Origin of the sequence: Roseateles paludis (assembly GCF_039872745.1) — a bacterium.
Taxonomy (GTDB): domain Bacteria; phylum Pseudomonadota; class Gammaproteobacteria; order Burkholderiales; family Burkholderiaceae_C; genus Pelomonas; species Pelomonas paludis.
In genome coordinates this window covers 874,293-894,275 of sequence record NZ_JBDPZD010000002.1, presented here as the reverse complement: position 1 = coordinate 894,275, position 19,983 = coordinate 874,293, and the positions used below count along the sequence as shown (strand labels likewise).

General features: G+C 68.9%; 1 protein-coding gene. It reads left to right on the top strand.

Translation table 11 applies throughout. From position 1 onward, the window contains the following. The first annotated feature begins 20 nt into the window (after positions 1–20). Positions 21–19,982, top strand: a complete 19,962-nt coding sequence (locus ABDJ85_RS09985) for a leukotoxin LktA family filamentous adhesin (RefSeq protein WP_347704609.1) — start codon at positions 21–23, stop codon at positions 19,980–19,982. The last annotated feature ends 1 nt before the right edge of the window (position 19,983 follow it).

The window sequence follows — 19,983 nt, the reverse complement described above, 5'->3', positions numbered from 1 at the left end:
GCCAAGCTAAAGGGTCTGCCATGAATACGCCCCGCTCGTTGAAGTTCCGCCGCTTTTCCACCCGCCGCAGCCCGCGTGCCGTGTGGCGCCTGTTGCGGCTGACTCCGCTCGGTGCTGGCGTGGCTGCCGTGGTGGGCGTGCCGCCCATCACCGCCTGGGCGCAGGCCAATGTGATCAAGCCCGATGGGCGCACCGCCACCCAGCAGACGGTGGCCGGTACGCACACCGACATCACCACCGGCACCATCAAGGGCGACAACGCCTTCAACTCCTTCAGCCGCTTCGAGGTGGCGCAGGGGCAGACTGTGAATGTGCACGTGCCCAAGCAGGCCCAGCGTGTCATCAACATCGTGACCGACGCGCCGGTGCGCGTCGACGGCGTGCTCAACGGCCTGAAGGACGGCACCCTCGGGGGCAACCTCGTCTTCGCGGACCCGGCCGGCATGGTCGTGAGCCGCAGCGGCGTCATCAATGCGCAGTCGCTCCAGGTCGTGGCCACCACGCGTGCGCATCTCGACGCGATGCTCGACGGCCAGGGCAAGGTCGGCGAGGCGGCCGTGCAGCAGCTGCTGGACGGCAAGGCCCCGCGCTCGGCCGAGGGCCAGGTGCAGATCGACGGCAAGATCAATGTGCTGGACAAGGTGCGCATCGAGGCGCGCCGCGTCGACATCGAAGGCCGCATCAAGGCCGGGGCCGATGCGCTGCACGACGCCAGCTTCCGCGCGGCCGTGTCCAGCCAGGGCATTTCGGTGGCGACGGGCATGGTCGAGCGTGGCGGCGTGATCGAGCTGATCGCCGACGACGCGGTCACGCTCAAGGGGCAGCTCGATGCCTCGCAGCGCGGCACGCTCACGATGCCCGATGCCGCAGGCGCTGGCCTGGGCGGCGTGGTGACGGTGCAGGCCGAGCGCATTGAACTGGCGCCCGGCTCCCGCATCGACGTCTCCGGCCTGCTGGGCGGCGGCGTGGCCACCATCGGCTCCATCAGCGCTCCCGGCGCGGCCGAGCCGGCTGCTGAAGAGGGCTCAGTCCCCAGCGCACCCAAGACCCAAACCCTGATCGCCGCCATCACCTCCAGCGTGGAGGCCGACGCCATCGACCGTGGCGACGGCGGGCGCATCCAGTTCCTCAGCGACGGCAGCGCCGACTTCGGCGGCTTTGCGGGCGCGCGGGGTGGTGCCATCCTGGGCCGTGGCGGCTTTGTCGAGGTCTCGGGCCGCCGCCGCGTGCAGGTCTATGGCCTGGTGGACACCACGGCCGCCAAGGGCGAGCTGGGCACCCTGCTTATCGACCCGGACAGCCTGAGCATCAGCAGCGGCGCGGCAGGTGGCAGCAGCTGCCTGAACGTGAGCGACGGCGCCTGCGCCATCACCACCGGCACCATCGCCGGCCTGGCCGGCGGTGCCAACCTCATCCTGCAAGCCAACGACTCGATTTCCTTCGACGTGGGCACCGTGCTGGACCTCAGCAAGGTGCTGACGACCGGCAGCCAGAGCATTGCCTTCCTGTCGCAGAACATCACCTTCGGCCAGAACGCCAAGCTGATCACCGGTGGCGGCAATGTGAAGCTGTATGCGCTGGGTGGGCAAAGCGATGGCGTGCTGGGCTCGGGCAAGTTCAGCTACGACAGCAAGATCGGCTGGGGACCGCTGAACATTGGCGAGCAGGTCAAGGGCGGCACCATCGAGCTGCAAAGCGGCGCGGCCATCATCACGCGCCCGGTGGCCGACGGGGCGGACGCCGCCACTGCGGCCCTGACCGGCGATGCCGGCGACGTGACGCTGCGGGCCGCCAACATCCAGTTGAACAGCGGCTCCTCCATCCTGGCCCATGCGGTGCCCGGCGGCAGCGGGACTGGCGGCTCGGTGGAGCTGACCGCCTACTCGCTGGAGCAATACCACCTGGGCAAGGCCACGGCCGATGCGCGCGTCACCCTGGCCGGCACCGTCAAGGCCAATGACATCACCGTCAATGCCGTTGCGCGCGCCGAGGCCTCGCCCGATGGCGCCACCGGCTTTGCCGTGCAGCTGCTGCAGTCGGCCGTGGGCGGCTGGACCGGGCTCAGCGCCGGCTACCACGAGACCCAGGCCGACGCCCATGTCGATGTGCAAGGCTCGGCGGTGCTGGAGTCCACCACCACGCTCGACATCTCAGCTGCCTCCGTCAACAAGGCAGCCGGCGCAGTGCGCGTGTTCACCGTCGACGAAAAGGGCAACAACCTCGCCTCGGCGGCGGCGCTCTACGTCAAGACCGCCGGCGTGGCCGACATGCAGGTGCAAAGCGGCGCACAGCTCACCAGCGGCGGCAAGGCCACGCTGGGCGCCTACAACGACGCCACGGCCAAGGGCCAGGTCAAGGTCCTGTCCAACAACTCCCTGGGGGGCGTGGTGGTGGGCATCGTGGAGGCCGACGTCTCCGCCACTGCCAATGTGGCGTATGGCGCGACGCTGAACGTCAAGTCGCTCGACCTGGCTGCCCTGCAGACCGGCAATATGCGCAGCGTGGCCAGTACCACCGTGGCGCAGCAACAGGCCAAGGACGGCGAGCCGCCGCCGCCGCAAGCCTCCGTCGGCGCGGCCGTGGCCGTCAGCGAGATCAAGGCGCAAAGCACGGCCACGCTGGGCGCGAGCCTGAGCAAGGTCGGCGACGTGAATGTGGTGGCCGACACCTCGCTCTGGCAGAACTACACCGCCTCGCGCAACGACGTGGGCGGCGACCCGACGGTGGCCGACAAGATGTTGTTGGGCATGGCGAACAAGATCAGCCCCTTTGCTTCCAACCAGGGCAAGCTGTTTGCGTGGCTGGGCGACAAGTTCGACAAGCTCGGCAACCTCAGCAAGGGCGCACCCCCCATCAAGGCCGGGGCGGTGATCACCGTCAACGAGACCAACCTCGGCTCCAAGGCCAATATCGGCCCTGGTGCGGTGATCGACTCCAGCGGCAATGTGGCCGTGATCTCGGCCACCGAAGACCGCGCGCTGCACAACATCGCCGAGAGCAAGGTCAACACCAAGGACCAGGTCAACAACGGGCCCATCATCAACGCCGCCGTGGCGGTGGGGCTCTACACCCACACGGCCGAAGCCACCGTGGGCCAGAACGCCCAGATCACGGCCCAGCACTTCGGCAGCTATGCCGACATCTACCAGCCGCTCGACGTGACCTGGCTGGCGGCCTTCAGCGTGGATGGGCTGCGTGATCCCGTTGCGCTGTTCAAGCGCTTTGCGCCGCCCAACTTCGGCATGCCGCAGTTCGTGTTCACCTCCTGGGCGACGGCGCTGGCCGAGCAGGAGCAGGCCAAGGACGCGAGCAAGGAGAACACCAATGCCATCACCGGCTCGGTGAACTGGACCGTGTTCAACAACACGGCCAAGTCCTGGGTGGGCAGTGGCGCCAAGATCACCGCGTTGGGGGGCGACCAGGAGTGGACCGTCAGCTGGAAGTCGCCCACCGTGCCGCTGCTGGACGGCGACGTGACCATGAACGGCGAGCCGGCCAACGCCATCTCCAACATCCTGCTGGAGACGGTGGACGAGATCAAGGCCATCGGCGAGCCGGTCACGAATGCGATCGGCGAGATCACCAGCTTCTTCAACAACAAGCCGGTGTCGCTGGGCATCACCTTGCGTGACTCGCTCACCTTCAACAAGGCACTCGACGTCAAGGCCCGCAACCAGAGTGCCTTCCTGACGCTGACCGGCCAGCCCGTGGACTTCGGCGTCTCGGGCAAGAAGCTGGGTGCGCAGGGTGGCAATCTGGCCGTGGGCGGCGCGTTCAATTACGCCTCGGCCGAGCACAGCACCATCGCCGGGATCGACGATGGCGTGGTGGCGCGGGCGCAGTCCGGCACCATCGGCGTGGATGCGCTGAGCCAGGACCGCATCATTGCGGTGGCACCCACGGCCGGCCAGGGCGAAGGCTCGGCGGTCAACATCATTGCCGCCTACTCGCAGCTCGACAACAAGACCATTGCCGTGCTGTCCAACAAGGCCGACATCAAGGCCGAGCGCCTGGGCGTCACCGCCACCGAAGATGTCTCGGTCTGGAGCGCCGCCGGTGCGGCGGCCTACGGCGAAGCCTCGGCCTCCGTGGGCATCGCGCTGGCCGTGAACGACCTGAGCGGCCGCACCGTGGCCGCCATTGCCGACCCCGGCGCACTGGCCGTGGGGGCCGTGCGCCCCGACGGCTTCGGCGGCATGAATGCCGTTGGCAGCGTGGACGTGCCGCAGGTTGAGGTGCTGGGCCTGACCCAGGGCACCAGCGGCGCCCTTGCCGCGTCGGCCTCCGCCGTCAGCACCAAGGACAACAGCCAGGACGACCAGGCCAAGAGCGACGATCCCAAGAGCGGTCCCTCCAAGCTGATGGAGAAGGTCAAGACCAAGACCAGCGGCATGCGCCAGGGCCTGGTGGACAAGCTCGCCACCGACAAGCCCGGCAAGATGGCCGACGCGCGCAATTGGCTCAGTGACAAGGTCAAGGCAAAGCAGCAAGCCTCCTCCGCACCGCCCAAGCCCATGGAGGCCAGCAAGATCGCCTTCGCCGCTGCGGGCAGCTCCACCGTCAACCTGGGCGACCTGGACACCAGCTCTCTGATCGACCACGCCAGCCTGGCCTACCTGGGCACCAAGACGGTCGGTGTCAGTGATGCCACCAGCCTCAGCGCCCGGGCCGTCAACGACACGCACCAGTACTCGGTATCGGGCTCGCTGGCCGTGCTCAAGCTCAAGGCCCCGCAGACCCAGACCGGCTACGGCGTCTCGGGCGCCATCGCGCTCGATCTCGAAGACAACGACACCCTTGCCCGGGTGTCCGATTCGGCCGTCAAGGACTACGGCCGCGTGGGCGTCGAGAGCCTGTCCTCGGGCCAGCGGATTTCCGTCGGCCTGGGCATCGCGGGCTCCAGCGGCAACAAGCCCAGCTACATGCTGAGTGCGTCCTACTCGATGACGGACTCGGACAACTCGACCATCGCCGCCGTCGATGGCGGCAAGGTCAGCAGCACGAACGACAGCTTCCGCTCCGCGCTGGAGGTGCTGAGCTACGACAAGACCGAGACCGGCGTGGGCGCTGGCGCCCTGACCGTGCAGTCCAACAAGGGCGGCGCGGCGGGTGCCTCGGTGGGCGTGGCCCTGATCCACAACCAGGTCGAGTCGCGCGTGGCTGGCGCCGACAGCGACAAGCTGTCCCAGGTGGACGTGCGGGCCTACGACCCCGTGGTGCTGGGCATTGGCGCGGCTTCGGTCGGCATCAGTACCGACAAGAAGAGCACCACCATCGAAGGGGCGGTGACCTACGGCGAAGTCGAGAACACCACCCGTGCGCTCATCACCGACCGCAATGGCACCAACAGCACCATCAAGGCCAAGGATGGCGTCGTGGTGCAGGCCAGCGACGTCACGCCCCAGGTCTTCAAGGACCGCCTGGCCGCCGTGCTGGCGGCCGACGGCACGCCCGCGCCAGACAGCGACTACGACTACGGCGCCTCGCTGCGCCAGGAGCGTCAGGAGTCCTTTGGCGGGCAGTCCATCGGCACCACCCAGCCCGGCGCGCTGATGATCGGCGTGGCCGGCGGCGTGGCCGTGGGCTCGGGCAATGATGCCGGGGCGTCGGCCGCCCTGGCCCGCGTGGCCAGCGTGCACGAGGCGGTGCTGGAGGGCAGCACCGTCAACGCCAGCAGCGTGCAGGTGGATGCCACCGATGCCACGCTGATGGTCAACGTCGGTGTCGGCGTGGCCGGCACCAGTGGCAAGGTGGCCCTGGTGGGCTCGGTCGCGGTGACGCTGGACGAGTCGCGCGCCACGGCGCGCGTGGGCGACTACGGCAAGACCACGCAGGTGACCACCACCGCCGCCGAAGGCCTGGGCGTCACCTCGGCATCGGCCGACAGGGCCTTTGCGATTGCGGGTGCCATCGGCATCTCGACCCAAGGCTCGGCCGGCGGCCTGGCTGGCACCGTGGGTGTCAACTCGGCGGTGTCCGAGGCCTTGGTCCACAACGCCACGGTGAACGCGGCAGACACGCGCGTGGCGGGCACCACGTCCAGCCAGCACATCAGCGTGGCGGCAGCCGGCGGCTATGGCGCCAATGCGTCCATCAATGGCAGCTTCGTCATCAACTTTGCGACCGAGCGCACCACGGCCCAGGTCAACGACTCCTCGGTCACCGGCAGCAGCCTGAGCGTCAAGGCCGGCGACGACACGAGCCTTGCCGCCCAGGTCTACACCGGCGCGGGCTCCATCGGCTTTTCCAAGGAGGTGGCCGGCGGTGCCGCGCTCACGTCCAACACTGTGGCTTTGAGTCGCGAGGCGGCCGTGGACCGCAGCGAGCTGACGCTCGGCGCCGCCAGCGATGCGCTGCTGGTGCAGGCGGACTCCAGCGTCAAGATGATCGGCGTCACCATCGCCGGCGGCGGTGGCACCGGCGTGGCCTTCAACGGCGCCATCAGCTCCAACGAGATCGCCAACGTCACGACGGCCCGGGTCTCGGGCAGCACCGTCACGCAGACGGGCGGCGCCAGCGTGCTGGCGGCCGATCGCTCCGAGATGAACTACGGCACGGGGGCGGTCTCGATCGGGTCCGAGGCCGGCATCGGCGTGGCCATCGGCTTCAACCTCATCACCAATGACGTGAGCGCGCTGCTGCAGGGCACGGACTCGCTCGGTCAGGTCCGGGGCACGGGCAAGATCGGGCTGGGCGATGCCCGCATCTCGGCCACCAGTGACGAGAAGATCGTCAACGCCAGCTATGGCGTGGGCGGCTCCAGCACCGTGGGCGGTGCGGGGTCGATCTCGGTCAATGTGATCGACACCGACGTGACCGCCCACATCGGGCGCGGTGCCCAGCTCACTGCCGACGGCACCGTGGTCGTTGACGCGCAAGGCCAGGATGACATCAAGGCCTTTGCAGGCGCCTTGGGCCTGGGCGGCAACGCGGGCGTCGGGCTGTCTTCCAGCGTCAACGTGATCCGTGGCGCCACCGAGGCCAGCGTGGGCGCCGATGGCGAGACGCGCACCCAGGTGGATGCCAAGGGGCAGGGCAATGGCGCCTCCGTCAACACCGGCGTGCTGGCCAGCGCCATCCCGGGCATCACGGCGCCCAACAACGAAGACAGTGATGCGTTGCAGCGCTTCAGCGGCCTCACCGCGATGACCAACTACGACGCCACGCGCGCCAAGATGCGCGAGACCACCGAGACGGTGAAGGGCTTGGCCGTCAATGCCACCTCGCTGCGCCACGTGCTGTCCTACGACACCACGGTGGGCGGGGCGACCGAGGGCGTGGGCATTGGCGCCAATGCCGATGCGCACGTCATCAGCAGCACGACCAAGGCCGAGATCGCCAACGCCGCGATCAACCAGAGCGTGGCCCCGGCCGCGACGGCCGATGTGCGCGTCAAGTCCACCAGCCACCATGTGCTGTCCAGCTTCGGCTTCAGCGGCGGTGTGGGCACCGGCGGCGGTGCCGGCGCCTTGGGTGGCGATGTGTTCAAGACCAGCACCACCGCGCAGGTGCGCGACAGTGCCGTCAAGGCCGGGCACGATGTCGTTGTGCGGGCGGCCAACGAGTCCGCGCAGAACGGCATCCTGGCCGGTGCGGCCGGCGGCGGCTCGGCCATTGCCGGTTCGGTGGGCGTGGTGGTGTTCGACGGCGACGTCGAGGCCTCCATCCTGGGCGGCACGACGCGCGCCGATCGGGACGTGGTGGTGGACGCCGACAACGCGCAGTTGCTCAACCAGATCACCGGCGCCGGCGCGCTGGGCGTGGGTGGCCTGGCGGCGGCTGGATCAGTGGCGGTGGCGGTGTCCGACACCACCACCCGCGCGCTGATCGGGCGCAGCACCGACGTGGGCCAGCCCACGGTGGTGCAGAGCGGCCGCGACATCGCGGTGACGGCCGACAGCAGCGACTCCATCAACAGCTTCACGATGACCATCAGCGGCGGCGCCGGCACGGCCGTGGCCGCCCTGGCCAGCGTGGCGGTGGTGACCAACGAGACCACGGCCAGCGCCCGCCATGCCGACCTGCAAGTGGGCGTGGCCGAGGGCTGGAAGCGCGTGGTCGGCGTTGCGGCCGATGACGCCAGCAACAACGAAGGCGCAGGCGCTGCATCGAGCAGCGGCCCGGCCGGCGGCACGCTCAAGGTCGAGGCCAATGACCATGGCCTGATCAACCAGCTCAGCGGCGCCGCAGGCATCAGCTTCGGTGCCGGTGGCGCCGTGGGCGGCACGGTGTCCATCCTGGTGGCCAAGTCCAATGTCACGGCCGATGTCCGCAGCAGCCTGGTGGACGCCAAGGACGTCACCATCCATGCCCTCAACAGCCAGGACCAGCTGGCCGGCACCGTGGGTGTCGGCGGCGCGGTCGACGTGGGCGTGGGCTTTGCCATCTCGCTGACCATGACGGGCACGGGTTCGGTCAGTGCCGACCAGTTCGGCAACACCCAGAACCCCGACGACGAGAGCAAGGCCAACACGGCCAACGATGCCTTCGGCAGCGGCGGCGATGCCAAGGGCACGCAGCTGATGAACCGCATCGTCAACGTCGTCAACAGCGATCGGCTGGGTGAGACCGGCGGGATGCTGAGCTTCAACGATCGCCAGGCGATCAATGCGCAGAGCAAGCGCGACCTCTCGGGCACCTTGAGCAACGCGGGGGCCAACAGCGCCACGGCGGCGGTGGATGCCAGCAGCATCAAGGCCTCGGGCAATGTGAGCGTGACGTCCAACCAGAAGACGGCGCTCAAGAACATCGCCGGCGCCGGCGGTGTCGGCCTGCTGGCCGGCGCGGGTGGCACGGTAGGCGTGAGCCTGGTGCGCAATGCGACGGCGGCCCAGGTCACGGGCAGCCAGATCGATGCCGATGGCACGGTGAGCATCGGCGCGGACTCAGGCGACCAGTCCAGCAAGCACGCCCTGGACCTGCTGACCGTGGCAGGCGGCGCGGGCCTGGTGGGCTTTGGTGCTTCGGTGGGCTATGGCCGGCTGGACAGCCAGGTCTCGGCCCAGGCTGATGGCTACATCCACGGCAGCAGCGTCAGCCTGACGGCGAACGACACGACGTCCAGCAAGGCCTTGAACGTGGCCGCTGCGGTGGGCGGCGGCGCAGCCGGCATCGCGGTGGCGCACATCGACCGCACGGGCACTACGCAGGCTTTCTTCAACCAGGGCGGCGCGCAGTCGGGCCAGCGCATCGAGGCCGGCAGCCTGAGCATCACCGCCACTACCGATGAGGGCAATGAAGTCAAGTCCGTGGCAGCGGCCGGAGGCCTGGCCGTGGCCGCCAATGGCGCGGCCGGGTCTTTGGTCGACAGCACCCATGTGCGCGCCGGCATCGGCAGCTACAGCCAGATCGCGGTGGGCGGTGCCGAGCTGGAGCCGGGGCAGACGGTGAACGTCAGCGCCACGCGCGGCAGCCTGGTTGAGGCCTCGGCCGATGGCGTCGGGGTGTCGGGCGGCTTGCAGATCGGCGCCTCGATCTCGGTGGCCAAGATGCAGGGCTCGACCTCGGCCACGGTGGGCCAGGGCGTCGTGTTTGACGCCGGCGGCAGCCTGACGGTGAGCGCCAGCGAGCAGTCGGGCAACAACGTCAAGGCCAAGTCCACCGCCTCGGGCGGCGGCGCGCTGGCGGGCGTGAACGCGGGCCTGTCCTGGAGCCAGAACGACGCCACGGTGAGTGCCAGCATCGGCGACGACACCCTGCTGCCCGATGGCGGCGTGGCCCTGCACGCTGCGCACCGCGGCACGCAGTCGGCTGACACCTTTGGTGTCACCGTCGGCGGCGTGCTGGCCGTGGGGGCCAACACCGCCAAGGCATTGACCAATGCCAGCAGCTCGGTGGTGCTGGGCAATGTCAAGACCCAGGCCAGCCGCCTGGGCGACCTTGACGTGGCGGCAGCCGGCGAGGACACGACCACGGCCAAGGCCGTTGCGGGTGGCGGCGGCCTGGTGTCAGGCCAGGCGGCCACGGCCCTGGCGGACGACAACACGCAAACCAGCGTGATGGTCTCGGCCGCCGGCGCCAAGGCGCTGGGCAATGCCGCCGACTACACGCTGCGCGGCGGCGCGCTGACCTTTGACGCCACGCACTTCGGCACCTTGCGTGCCGACTCCGACACCGTGAACGCCTCGGCCGTGGGTGCCAGTGGCGCCACGACCCTGGCCACCGCCGACAACAGCGCCACCACCACCATCGGTGATGGCGTGCGCCTGCGCGGCCTGGGCATCGGCATCACCACCACCAACCGCGCGCTGGAGCCGCTGGAGGGCGACAACGCCTCCGGCGCCGGTGGCGGCGTGGCCAATGGCAGCGCCGTGGTGTCTAAGACGCACTTCACGACACAGTCCTCGGTCAAGGTGGGTGACAACACCCTGCTTGACGTGATTGGCGACCCCAGCAGCGACGAGGTGGGCCGCCTCGTGATGGTGGCCAAGACCGACCTGCTGACGCACACGCAAGGCTCGCTGAACACGGGCGGCCTGATCGACATCCCCTACGCCGAGATCGAGAGCAAGACCGACGGCCACAACAGCGTCGAGGTGGGCAGCAGCGCCCAGCTGCGCAGCGCGGGCGACATCATCATCGGCACCGGCACCTTCAACCGCACCGAAGCCGACACCCTGGTCAAGACCTATGGCGGCGTCGGCATCACCGGCGGCAAGAGCCTGGCGGAGAGCCAGCAGACCGACTCGATCAAGGTGGGCGCCAGCAGCGTGCTCAAGGCCTATGGCGACATCGCCATCAACACCGGCCGCGACGCCGACAACGCCGCCAACCTGGTGCAGGCCAAGGCGACGACCGACGTCTACAACAACACCGCGATTCCCATCAGCTATCAGAATCCGGCGATCGCCAACATCAGCCAGACGGCCACTATCGAGCTGGTGGCCGGCAGCCAGGTGCAGGCCGGGCGCAATGTCTATTTGCGAACCTACAAGGGCGACCAGATCACCCAGGCCGACGGCGAAGGTCACAACCCCTATCTGGACCTGTTCAGCACCAGCACCAGCGACAGCCGCCGCAGTGCCAACTTCAACGGCACGCTGAAAGCGTTCGGTGACGTGGTGGCCGGCTACTACCGGCTGCGCGACTACAGCATCGATGGCGCCGGCAACCTGACCCAGGTGACCGACAGCCCCGAGCTGCAGTTGCCCGTCAAGACCTTCAGCATGGATGCGTCGGGCAACTACTTCAACGCCCAGGGCCAACAGGTCACGGCCAATGAGGTGCTGCGGCCCGAGGGCTTCATCGCCAAGGTCACCGGCTTCAGCCCCAACTTCTACTACACCGATGCGACCAAGCAGAAGCTTGGCAAGCTGCCCACTCAGACCTTCAATGCCTACGTGCTGCCCGACCTGGTGGCCGCCGGCGGCAGCATCGAGGTGGACGCCAGCACGGTCACCGGCGCTGGCAGCCTGACGGCGCGCGGCGGCCCGCTGATCCGCGTCGAGAACGCGAGCAACGCCTTCCTGATCGCCAACAAGCTGGTCATCCCGGACATCGACAGTGGCGGCGCGGTGAGCTTCACCGGCCTGGGCTCGGCACCCTCGTCGTTGGTGGTGTCCGAGGTCAACAAGGCGCGGGTGCCGGTCATCAGCCTGCACAACGCCTACGACACGGCCTTCGGCGGCCCGGCATCGGACATCATCACGCAGGCCCCGCTCGACGGGACCAACCCGGTGCGCAACTTGCGCGGCAACTACACCGTCTTCAACGAGCACGGCAATGTGCTGGACGGTGGCGCCGAGGCGCTGAAGATCGAGATCAAGGCGCCCGAGGGCACCTTCGTCTACGACCAACCCGGGGCCTACAAGCCCATCGGCACTTCGCCCGAGGCCATGTGGGCCTCGACCGACGCGGCCAGCCGCCCGAGCAACGTCAACGATTTCGTGGACACCGCTGCCTGGGCCTACTACCTCAACCGAGGCATCGGCAGTTCGACCGACTCGGTCACCTACTCGCGCCAGCTGCAGGGCATTGCCAACAACAAGGGCGAGAACCTCTACGGCTATTTGTTCCGCCAGAACCTGGGCAATCAGCCGGGCGACTACGGCGGCAACGGCGCCTGGTACGACGGGCGCTACAACTTCGACATCCTGCCGGCCAACAAGACCATCAGCTATGCGAAGAACACCCTGCCCAGCTACGACCGTGGCACCGGGCTGCAGGCCAACCGCATCGACATCACGGCCAACTTCGTTGACATCAACGCGCCCATCCGCGCCGGCACGGCGCGTGACATCGACGTCACCATCACCAAGGACGCGGTCTTCGCGGTCAACTGGCTCGACAAGGCCTTTGGCACCAGCATCTATGGCCGCAAGAGCTTCTTCGATTGCGTGGTCGACACCAACTGCCGCAACCTGAATGGCCTGACACCCGAGCGCAACGGGCTCTACAAGGTGTCGTCTGCCGTGCTGCGCTACGGGGTCGACAGCCCCAAGGTGACGGTGACCTACGACCCGATCTCCGGCCACGTCAGCACCGCGCCCATCGGCAGCGCCAGCGTGGGGGCGGTCAGCATCGTCGGGCACATCCTCAACAGCAACCCCGACCCGAACGCGCGCTCCACGATTGAGCTGTCCAGCGGGACGCTCAAGCTCAACATCAACAACCAGAGCGGCCGGCCGCTCGACATCCCGATGGTGGAGACCGGCGCCGCTTCGGGCGACGGCGTGATCCGCATCACCGACCTCAACAAGGTTGACGGCTCCTGGCGCCCGCTCACCTCCTGGTGGGTCAAGCGCGACGGCCAGGCCACGGCCGAGCTGCACCAGAGCTATGTCGATGCCACCTACAAGGACACCAACCTCATTGCCAGCGGCAATGGCGCCGCCCTGACCAGCTACGACCCGCAGTCCGGCTGGCGCTACCGCTGGACGCGCTACGCCTCAGCGTCGCGTACCTTCACCAACAACACCAACTCCTGGTGGGATGCCTACGCCTCGGCCTGGACCTTCAGGAACGGTGCGGCCACGACCGAGTGGACGCTGTCCGACAGCGCCCGTGGCCCGATCTACGACCCGGGCAACGCCGGCACGACCTATATCTCCAACCTGCGCCAGTCCACGAGCTTCCGAGGGGCTGGCGTTGGCTACAGCTACAAGGGCGCGGCCAGCCGCAACTGGAGGATCGCGACCAACATCACGATGTACCAGGACACCACGGTGCGCGCAGACTTTGGGCTGAACATCAGCTTCAAGGGCTACACGGACGGCGGCGTCACCATCGGCTCGAACGCCGACACCTTCCTCGGCCGCAGCATCAACAACCCCACCGGCACCACCACGATCAAGGTCACCGACGGGGGCTCGCTGATTGCCCGCGAACAAGGCGTGATCCGCAGCCGCGACCTCAGCCTGAACGTGGCTGGCAACATCACTGGCCTGGGCAACAGCAAGGCGCTCGACATCGACGTCGATGGCAAGCTCGACGTGGTCTCGGGCGGCAACCTGGCCGTCAACGCGGCCGGCAGCTTGTTCGTCGCCAGCGCGCGTGCCGGCAGCCAGGGCCTGAACCGCAGCCTGGTGCTCAAGTCGCAGGGCGATCTGCTGGGCAACGGCAGCACGCTCATCTCGGCCTTCTCGGTCGACCTGTCCAGCGCCAATGGCCGCATCGGCCAGCAAGACGGCTCGGCGCTCGCCGTGCAGACCTTCAACATCGGCAGCAGCGTGCAGCAGCGCGGCATCGTCAGCGCCAAGGCCAAGGGCGACATCGCCCTTGAGCTGCGTGGCGGCGACACGCGCATCGACGCCATCGCGGCGGCCGATGGCGACGTGACGCTCAAGGCCAATGGCAGCCTCTATGACGCCCGCGAGGGGCAGGGCGGCACCGGCCGCAGTGACGACGAGCTGCAGGCGCTCTGGGAGCAGACCCTGCACCTCAGCGGCGACCGCAAGGCCAGCGTGCAGGACTACCTGCAGCACACCATCGCGCCGCTGGATCAGCAGGTCAACCGCGACTACCGTGCCTACTGGGACCTGATGGCCCTGGGCAGCCTGAACAACGGCCAGATCGAGCTGTCGAGCAAGGGCCTCGGGCTGCTGCGTGCCCAGGCGGCTGCGGGCTTGGGCCTGGCCGCGCCGACCGATGGCGACGTCAACCGCTGGGCCAACCGCCTTCTCAAGGGCTACACCGACGGCTTCGACCGCCTGCTGGGCAAGAACCAGTGGCAGTCGCTCGGCGCCTTCCAGGCGCGTGACGACAGCTACCGATTCAGCGCCGACCGCTACAACGAGTACTGGACGCTGGTGAACGCCACCAATGCGAACCGCCAGCTCACGGTGGCGGGGCGTGACGCGATCCGCAATGTCGCCGCCACGGTCATCGGCGGCAGCCCGAGCGACGCGCAGCTGCAGGCCTATGTCGACCAACGCTTTGCCAGCCTGGGGCAGGCCTTCAGCGCCAGCCTGGGCGCCGGCTGGCAGGGCCAGGCCGCCTTCACCAGCTTCGACCCCAGCTACCACCTGGCGGCCGACACGCTGCTGGGCACCTACGCCTTTGGCAACTACTGGGGCGCCGAGCGGCTGCAGAACCAGATCCGCCAGACCGCGTTCGGCCAGGCCAGCGCCGGCAGTGGTGGCATCGACCACCTCAATGTCTCGGGCCGCAAGGTCACCATCAGCAGTACCAAGAGTTCGGCCTCGCTGGGCCGGGACAACGGCTATCTGACGCTGCCGGTGGGCCAGCCGCTCAGCGAAGAGGCGCGCTACGCGCTGTCGCAGGCGGTGGCACCGGGCGACGTCCAGGTGCTGACCAATGCGCAGGGTCAGATCACCGGGCTCAAGGTCAAGGACACGCGCGCCTTCTTCGTCGAGGCGCGTGACCAGTTCGACGCCTCGGCGCAGGGCCAGCTCTTCGTGCAGGGCCAAGGTGCGCTGCTGCTGGGCGCCATTGCCAGCAATGGGTCTGTCCGCCTCTCGGCGCAGACCGGCATCACCGCCGGCAGCGGCTTCCAGCCCATCAAGGCCAGCACCCTGGTGCTGGACGGTGGCCTGGGCAGCCTGGGCACGGCCCTGGCGCCGCTGACCACCCAGGTGGCCGAATTGAGCCTGGCGCGTGCCAATGAGTCCATCTTCCTCACCCAGCCGCTGGGCAGCCTGGTGATCGACGTGGTGAACGCCGCCAAGGACGTGCACCTGACACTGGGCTCGGGCAGCCTGACGCAAAAGCAAACCGGCTTGCTGTCGCTGGCCGGCGAGAACCTCTACCTCGACATCGCCGGCAAGGTCGGCAACGACGGCGTGAGCGGCACCGGTGCCCTGGTGCTGCAAACGCGCGGCGGCGAGCTGCAACTCAAGTCGCAGGATGCCTGGCTGCAAACCAGCGGCGGCACGCTGCGCCTGGGCGACAGCAGCACCGGCGCGCTCAGTCTGACCGCGCCGGGCCTGCTGGGCGTGACGCTCGCGGGCGATGCCAAGGTCAATGGCGACACGCAATGGCTGGTGGGCGGTGACACCCGCTTTGAAGCCGGCACGTTGCTCGACGCCAAGGGCAAGGCCGTGATCACCACCAGCAGCCTCGTGATGGCGCCGGACAGCGTGCTCAAGAGCGGGGCCTCGGTCGCGCTCACCAGCAGCGCCGGACCCACCGTGCTGGCGGACATCACCGCCAAAACGGGACTCGACATCGACTCTGAGCTGGCCGGTGTGCAGGCGGCGCGGGCGGGCTCGACCCTGACCGTGTCCGACGCCGGCGGTGCGGTGCGCTTCAACGCGCATAACCCCGGCGGCGCCGGTGTGGGGGGCATCGCCGGTGGCGCCGGGGACGCGCTGCTGCGCGTGGCCGCCGACCGTGTCAGCGTACAAAGCGCCAGCGGCGACGCGGGCCTGGACCTGCTCAACAGCCGGGTCACGCTCGACGCCTCTGCCCTGGCCGCTGGTCGCCTGGTCGCCCATGCGGCCGGCGACCTCGTGCTGGCCACGCTGATGGCACGCGACGGCATGGACCTGACGGCGGTGGGTGCGCTCAGCGCCCTGTCCGCAGCCGACACGCTCAAGAGCAGCGGCGCCGCCGCGCTGATCGACCTCAATGCGGGCACGGGCATCGGCGCTGCCGCCGTGCCGCTGCGCGTCACCAGCGACCGCGTGAGCGCCAAGACGAGCACGGGCGGTGTCTACCTGAGCCTGGAGGACGCGCCGCCCAAGACGAAAACCACCTTGCTCACGGCCCAGTCGGGCCAGGGCGATGTGGTGCTGAGCGCCAGCGCAGATCTCGACATCACGGGGCCGGTGCGGACCGTGGGCCATGTCGATATCGTCGCCACCGGCGCGCTCGCCGCCGCCGACGTGATTGAGGCACTGGGCGCCGATCACGACCTGAAGCTCCAGGCCGCAAGCCTGGACCTCGCCGGCGCGCTCAAGGCTGGGCGCGATGCACGGCTGCAGGCCAGCACAGGCGATCTGCTCGTCAAGAGCCGACTCGAAGCCGGTGCTGACATCGAGCTGCGCTCGGGCGGGCGCATGCTGGCCCAGGACGTCAGCGCTGGTCACGATGTGATGCTCGACGCCGGTGGCCCGCTGCAAGGCGATCGGGTGTCCGCCGGCCACAACCTCACACTGGCCCGTGCACCTGAGGTGACGGTGCGCGAGTTGGTCAGCGGTGCCGAGATGAGCCTCAGCTTCACCCGGGCCAATGTGCGGGACCTCCGCGCGGGCGGTGGCTTGCTGATGCAAGGGGGCAGTGCGCAGTTGGGCACCGCAGTCGTTGGGGGCGATGCTCGTTTGCAGTTGTCGAACAACTTGGAAGTCGACGACCTGTCCGCTCGAGGCAATCTGGACGTCAGGGCGAGCGCCCTGGGGGCAGGCGCCTTGTCCGCTGGCGGACGCGCTGATTTGCAGGCCGGGAACGCCTCGATCAGCAGCCTGGGGACGGGTGACGACGCCAGCCTCCGCGTGACCTCGAACTTGGTGCTCTCGAGCGCCAGCGTCGGCCGCAACCTCGGCGTCTCGGCGGGGTCCGCATCGCTGGGCACCATTGGTGTCCGGGGCAACGCGAGCGTCAGCTCTGGCCCGTTGGCGATCAGCTCTTTGTCTGCCGGCGGCTCGCTGACGGTGGCTGCGGGAGCTTTGCAAGCCGGTCTCCTGCAGGCCGGCGGGGCTTTCAGCCTGGTTGCCGAGTCTGCGGACATCAGCACGGTCGAAGCGGGCGGCGTGGCCAACATGGATGTGGCGGGACGCCTGGTGCTGGACAGCGGCAACTTCGGCAACGCCTTGGGCATTCGTGCGGGCGAAGCCAGCCTGGGCAACGTCCTGGTGTCGGACAGCGCCGACCTCAACGTCAGCGGCGCGCTCAGCTTCCAGTCCTTTGAAACCAAGAAGAAGTTCCTGGCCAAGGCTGCCAGCATCGACGGGGGGACGCTCAAGTCGGGCGGCGATGCCGATCTCACGGCCGTTGGCGACCTCAAGCTGGCGCGTGCCGACATCGGCGGCGCGCTGCGGCTGAAGGCCGCGCAGGCCAGCTTGGGCGAGCTGGACATTGCCGGGGATGCCAGCCTCAGCCTGGACCAGAAGCTCAGCATCGACCGCATCACGGCCGGTGGAGCGCTCACGCTCAGCGCCGATGTGCTGCGCGCATCGCGATTGGCCGCTGGCAAGCAGCTGGACCTGAGCGTGCGCGATGGCGAAGTGGGCACCATGCAGTCGGGCGCGGCCACCAAGGCCACGGCCAGCGAGCGTCTGTGGGTCAAGGCCTCGCGCAGCGGGGCCGAGGCGCTGTTCACTGCACCGCAGTTGCAGCTGGACCAGCTCGATGCCACAGGTAAGGGCGTCATCACCGCGTCGACTCAGGCGGTGCTGGGCCAGCTGGCCAGCCAGCAGGACCTGAACGTGACGGCCGGCGTCTTGCAGGCTGCACGTCTGGCTGCCGGCACCGACCTGCGCGTGCAGGCCGCGTCGGCCGAGGTGGACGCCATCAAGGCGGGCGGCGCGGCTGACCTGCAGGCCACAACTGGCCTCACCTTGCGTGCGGCCGATGTCACCGGCCGGCTCGTCGTGCGAGCCGATCAACTCAAGCTCGCTGGCCTGCAGGTGGGGGGTGACCTGGACGGCGAGGCCAAGAGCACGCTCACTGTCGGCGGGGCCGCGAGCCGCATCGGCGGCAAGCTCACGCTGCAGGCGAACGAGGCGCAGATTGCTTCGCTCACCAGCCATGGCGACGCCAGCTTGAGCGTCTCGGGCGCCCTGGTGGCCGACCAGTTTGGCGGCGATGCAGCGGTCAAGGTCCGTGCGCGCACCGCGCAGCTGACGGGCTTGAAGGCCGGCGGCGACGCGAGCATCGTCGTGACCGAAGCGGCGACGGTTGCGGGCCAGGTGGGCGGCGCGCTGGACCTCCAGGCGCAGCGCATCGACGTGGGTTCGCTCAGCGTGGGCGGCAAGAGCCAGCTGCTCGCCCAGGCCGACCTCAAGCTGGAGGGCTTTGTGGGCAAGCAAGCCGCCGTGCTGCAAGGGGTTGACGTGCAACTGGCCAAGGCCAGCTTCGAGGACAGCCTGGTGCTCAAGGCCACCACCTTGACCGTGGGCGCCGTGCAAGCGGGCGCTGCGACGCTCAGCGTCACCGGCGCGGTCAAGGGCGACAGCCTGTCGGCGGGCAAGCTGGACCTGCAGTCAGACAGCCTGCAGCTCAAGCAGCTGGCCGTTGCGGGCGATGCCGACGTCAAGGTCAAGGCGGGCCTGGCGGTCGAGACCGCCCGCGTGACGGGCAGCTTGATGGCCAGTGCAGCGGATCAGGACTATGGCCTGCTCGCCGTGGGGCGTGACGCCACTCTGCGCGCCAGTGGCTCCTTGCATGCCAGCCGGATCGAGGTCGGCGGTGCGCTTGACGCGCAGGCCGCGCGCATGGAGCTGGGCAGCACCGGCCTGGTGAAGCCGCAGGACAGCACGGTCGTGCCTGGCGTGGCGGTGACCGGAACCGTCAAGCTGGCGGCCGACAGCCTCAGCCTGGCCAGCGCTAGCATCGGCCAGTCGGCCAGCCTGGTGGCCCAGAAGGACCTGGTGCTGACGGGCAACCACAGCTATCAGGCCAGCCTGGATGCGCGTGGCAACACGCTCACGGCGGACACCTTGTTCGTCTCCGACCTGGCGCATCTGGAGGCCAAGGGCGAGCTGGTGGTGAAGCAGCTCACCGCGGGCCGCGTCGAGCTGGTCGGTGGGACGCTCACGCTTGGCACGATGAACGCGGCGGACTCGCTGGCCGCTACAGCGGCGCAGGCGTTGACGGCCGAACACCTGTTGGCCGGCAAGACCATCCGCCTGCAGGCCGCTGACGACCTGAGCGTCAAGCATGCAGACGCGCCGTCCTTCGAGGCCCAGGCAGGCAAGCAGATCAAGCTTGATCTGCTGAGCGCCGACTCGGGCGTGCTGCGCAGCGCCACCCAGATTGCCCTGGCCCAGGCCACGGTGAACAGCATCGACCTGCAGGCGCCGGTCATCCAGGGCCGCGTCAAGGTGGCGACGGGCAACACGCTCACCGCCCGCCTGGCGGGGGTTGATGGTGCGGCGGCGCAAAGCGTGACGCTCGACGTCGACACGCCGCTGCGCTGGCTGGTGCCGGTGCTCAACGCCGACACGGCCACGCTCAGCACCAATGGCAACTTCGCCCAGTTCGACGACGCCCGGGTGACGACGACGATGACCCTGGCCACCCCGGGCGGCCTGATCGGCATGAGCAATGGCGAGATCAAGGCCATGCCGGGCGTTGACGTGCAGCTCTATGCCCCGAACGGTGACTTCCGCCTCATCCGTGACGGCATCAATGCCTACACCACGGCCTTGGCCCTGATCTACAAGCCGGGCCAGATGGTGTCGGCGCCCAACACGGGCCTGTCGCCCATGGCGGCGGCTGCCGGCGTGGCCAATGGCAGCGGGCGGGCGGTGGGGGCCCTGCGCCCCGGGCAGCTCACCGTCAACCTCGACGCACTGCTGCGTCGTGCCCCGACGGCGGCGGGCGAGGACGAGGAGGAGCTGCTGGTGGGCGACCTGGAGTTCTGAG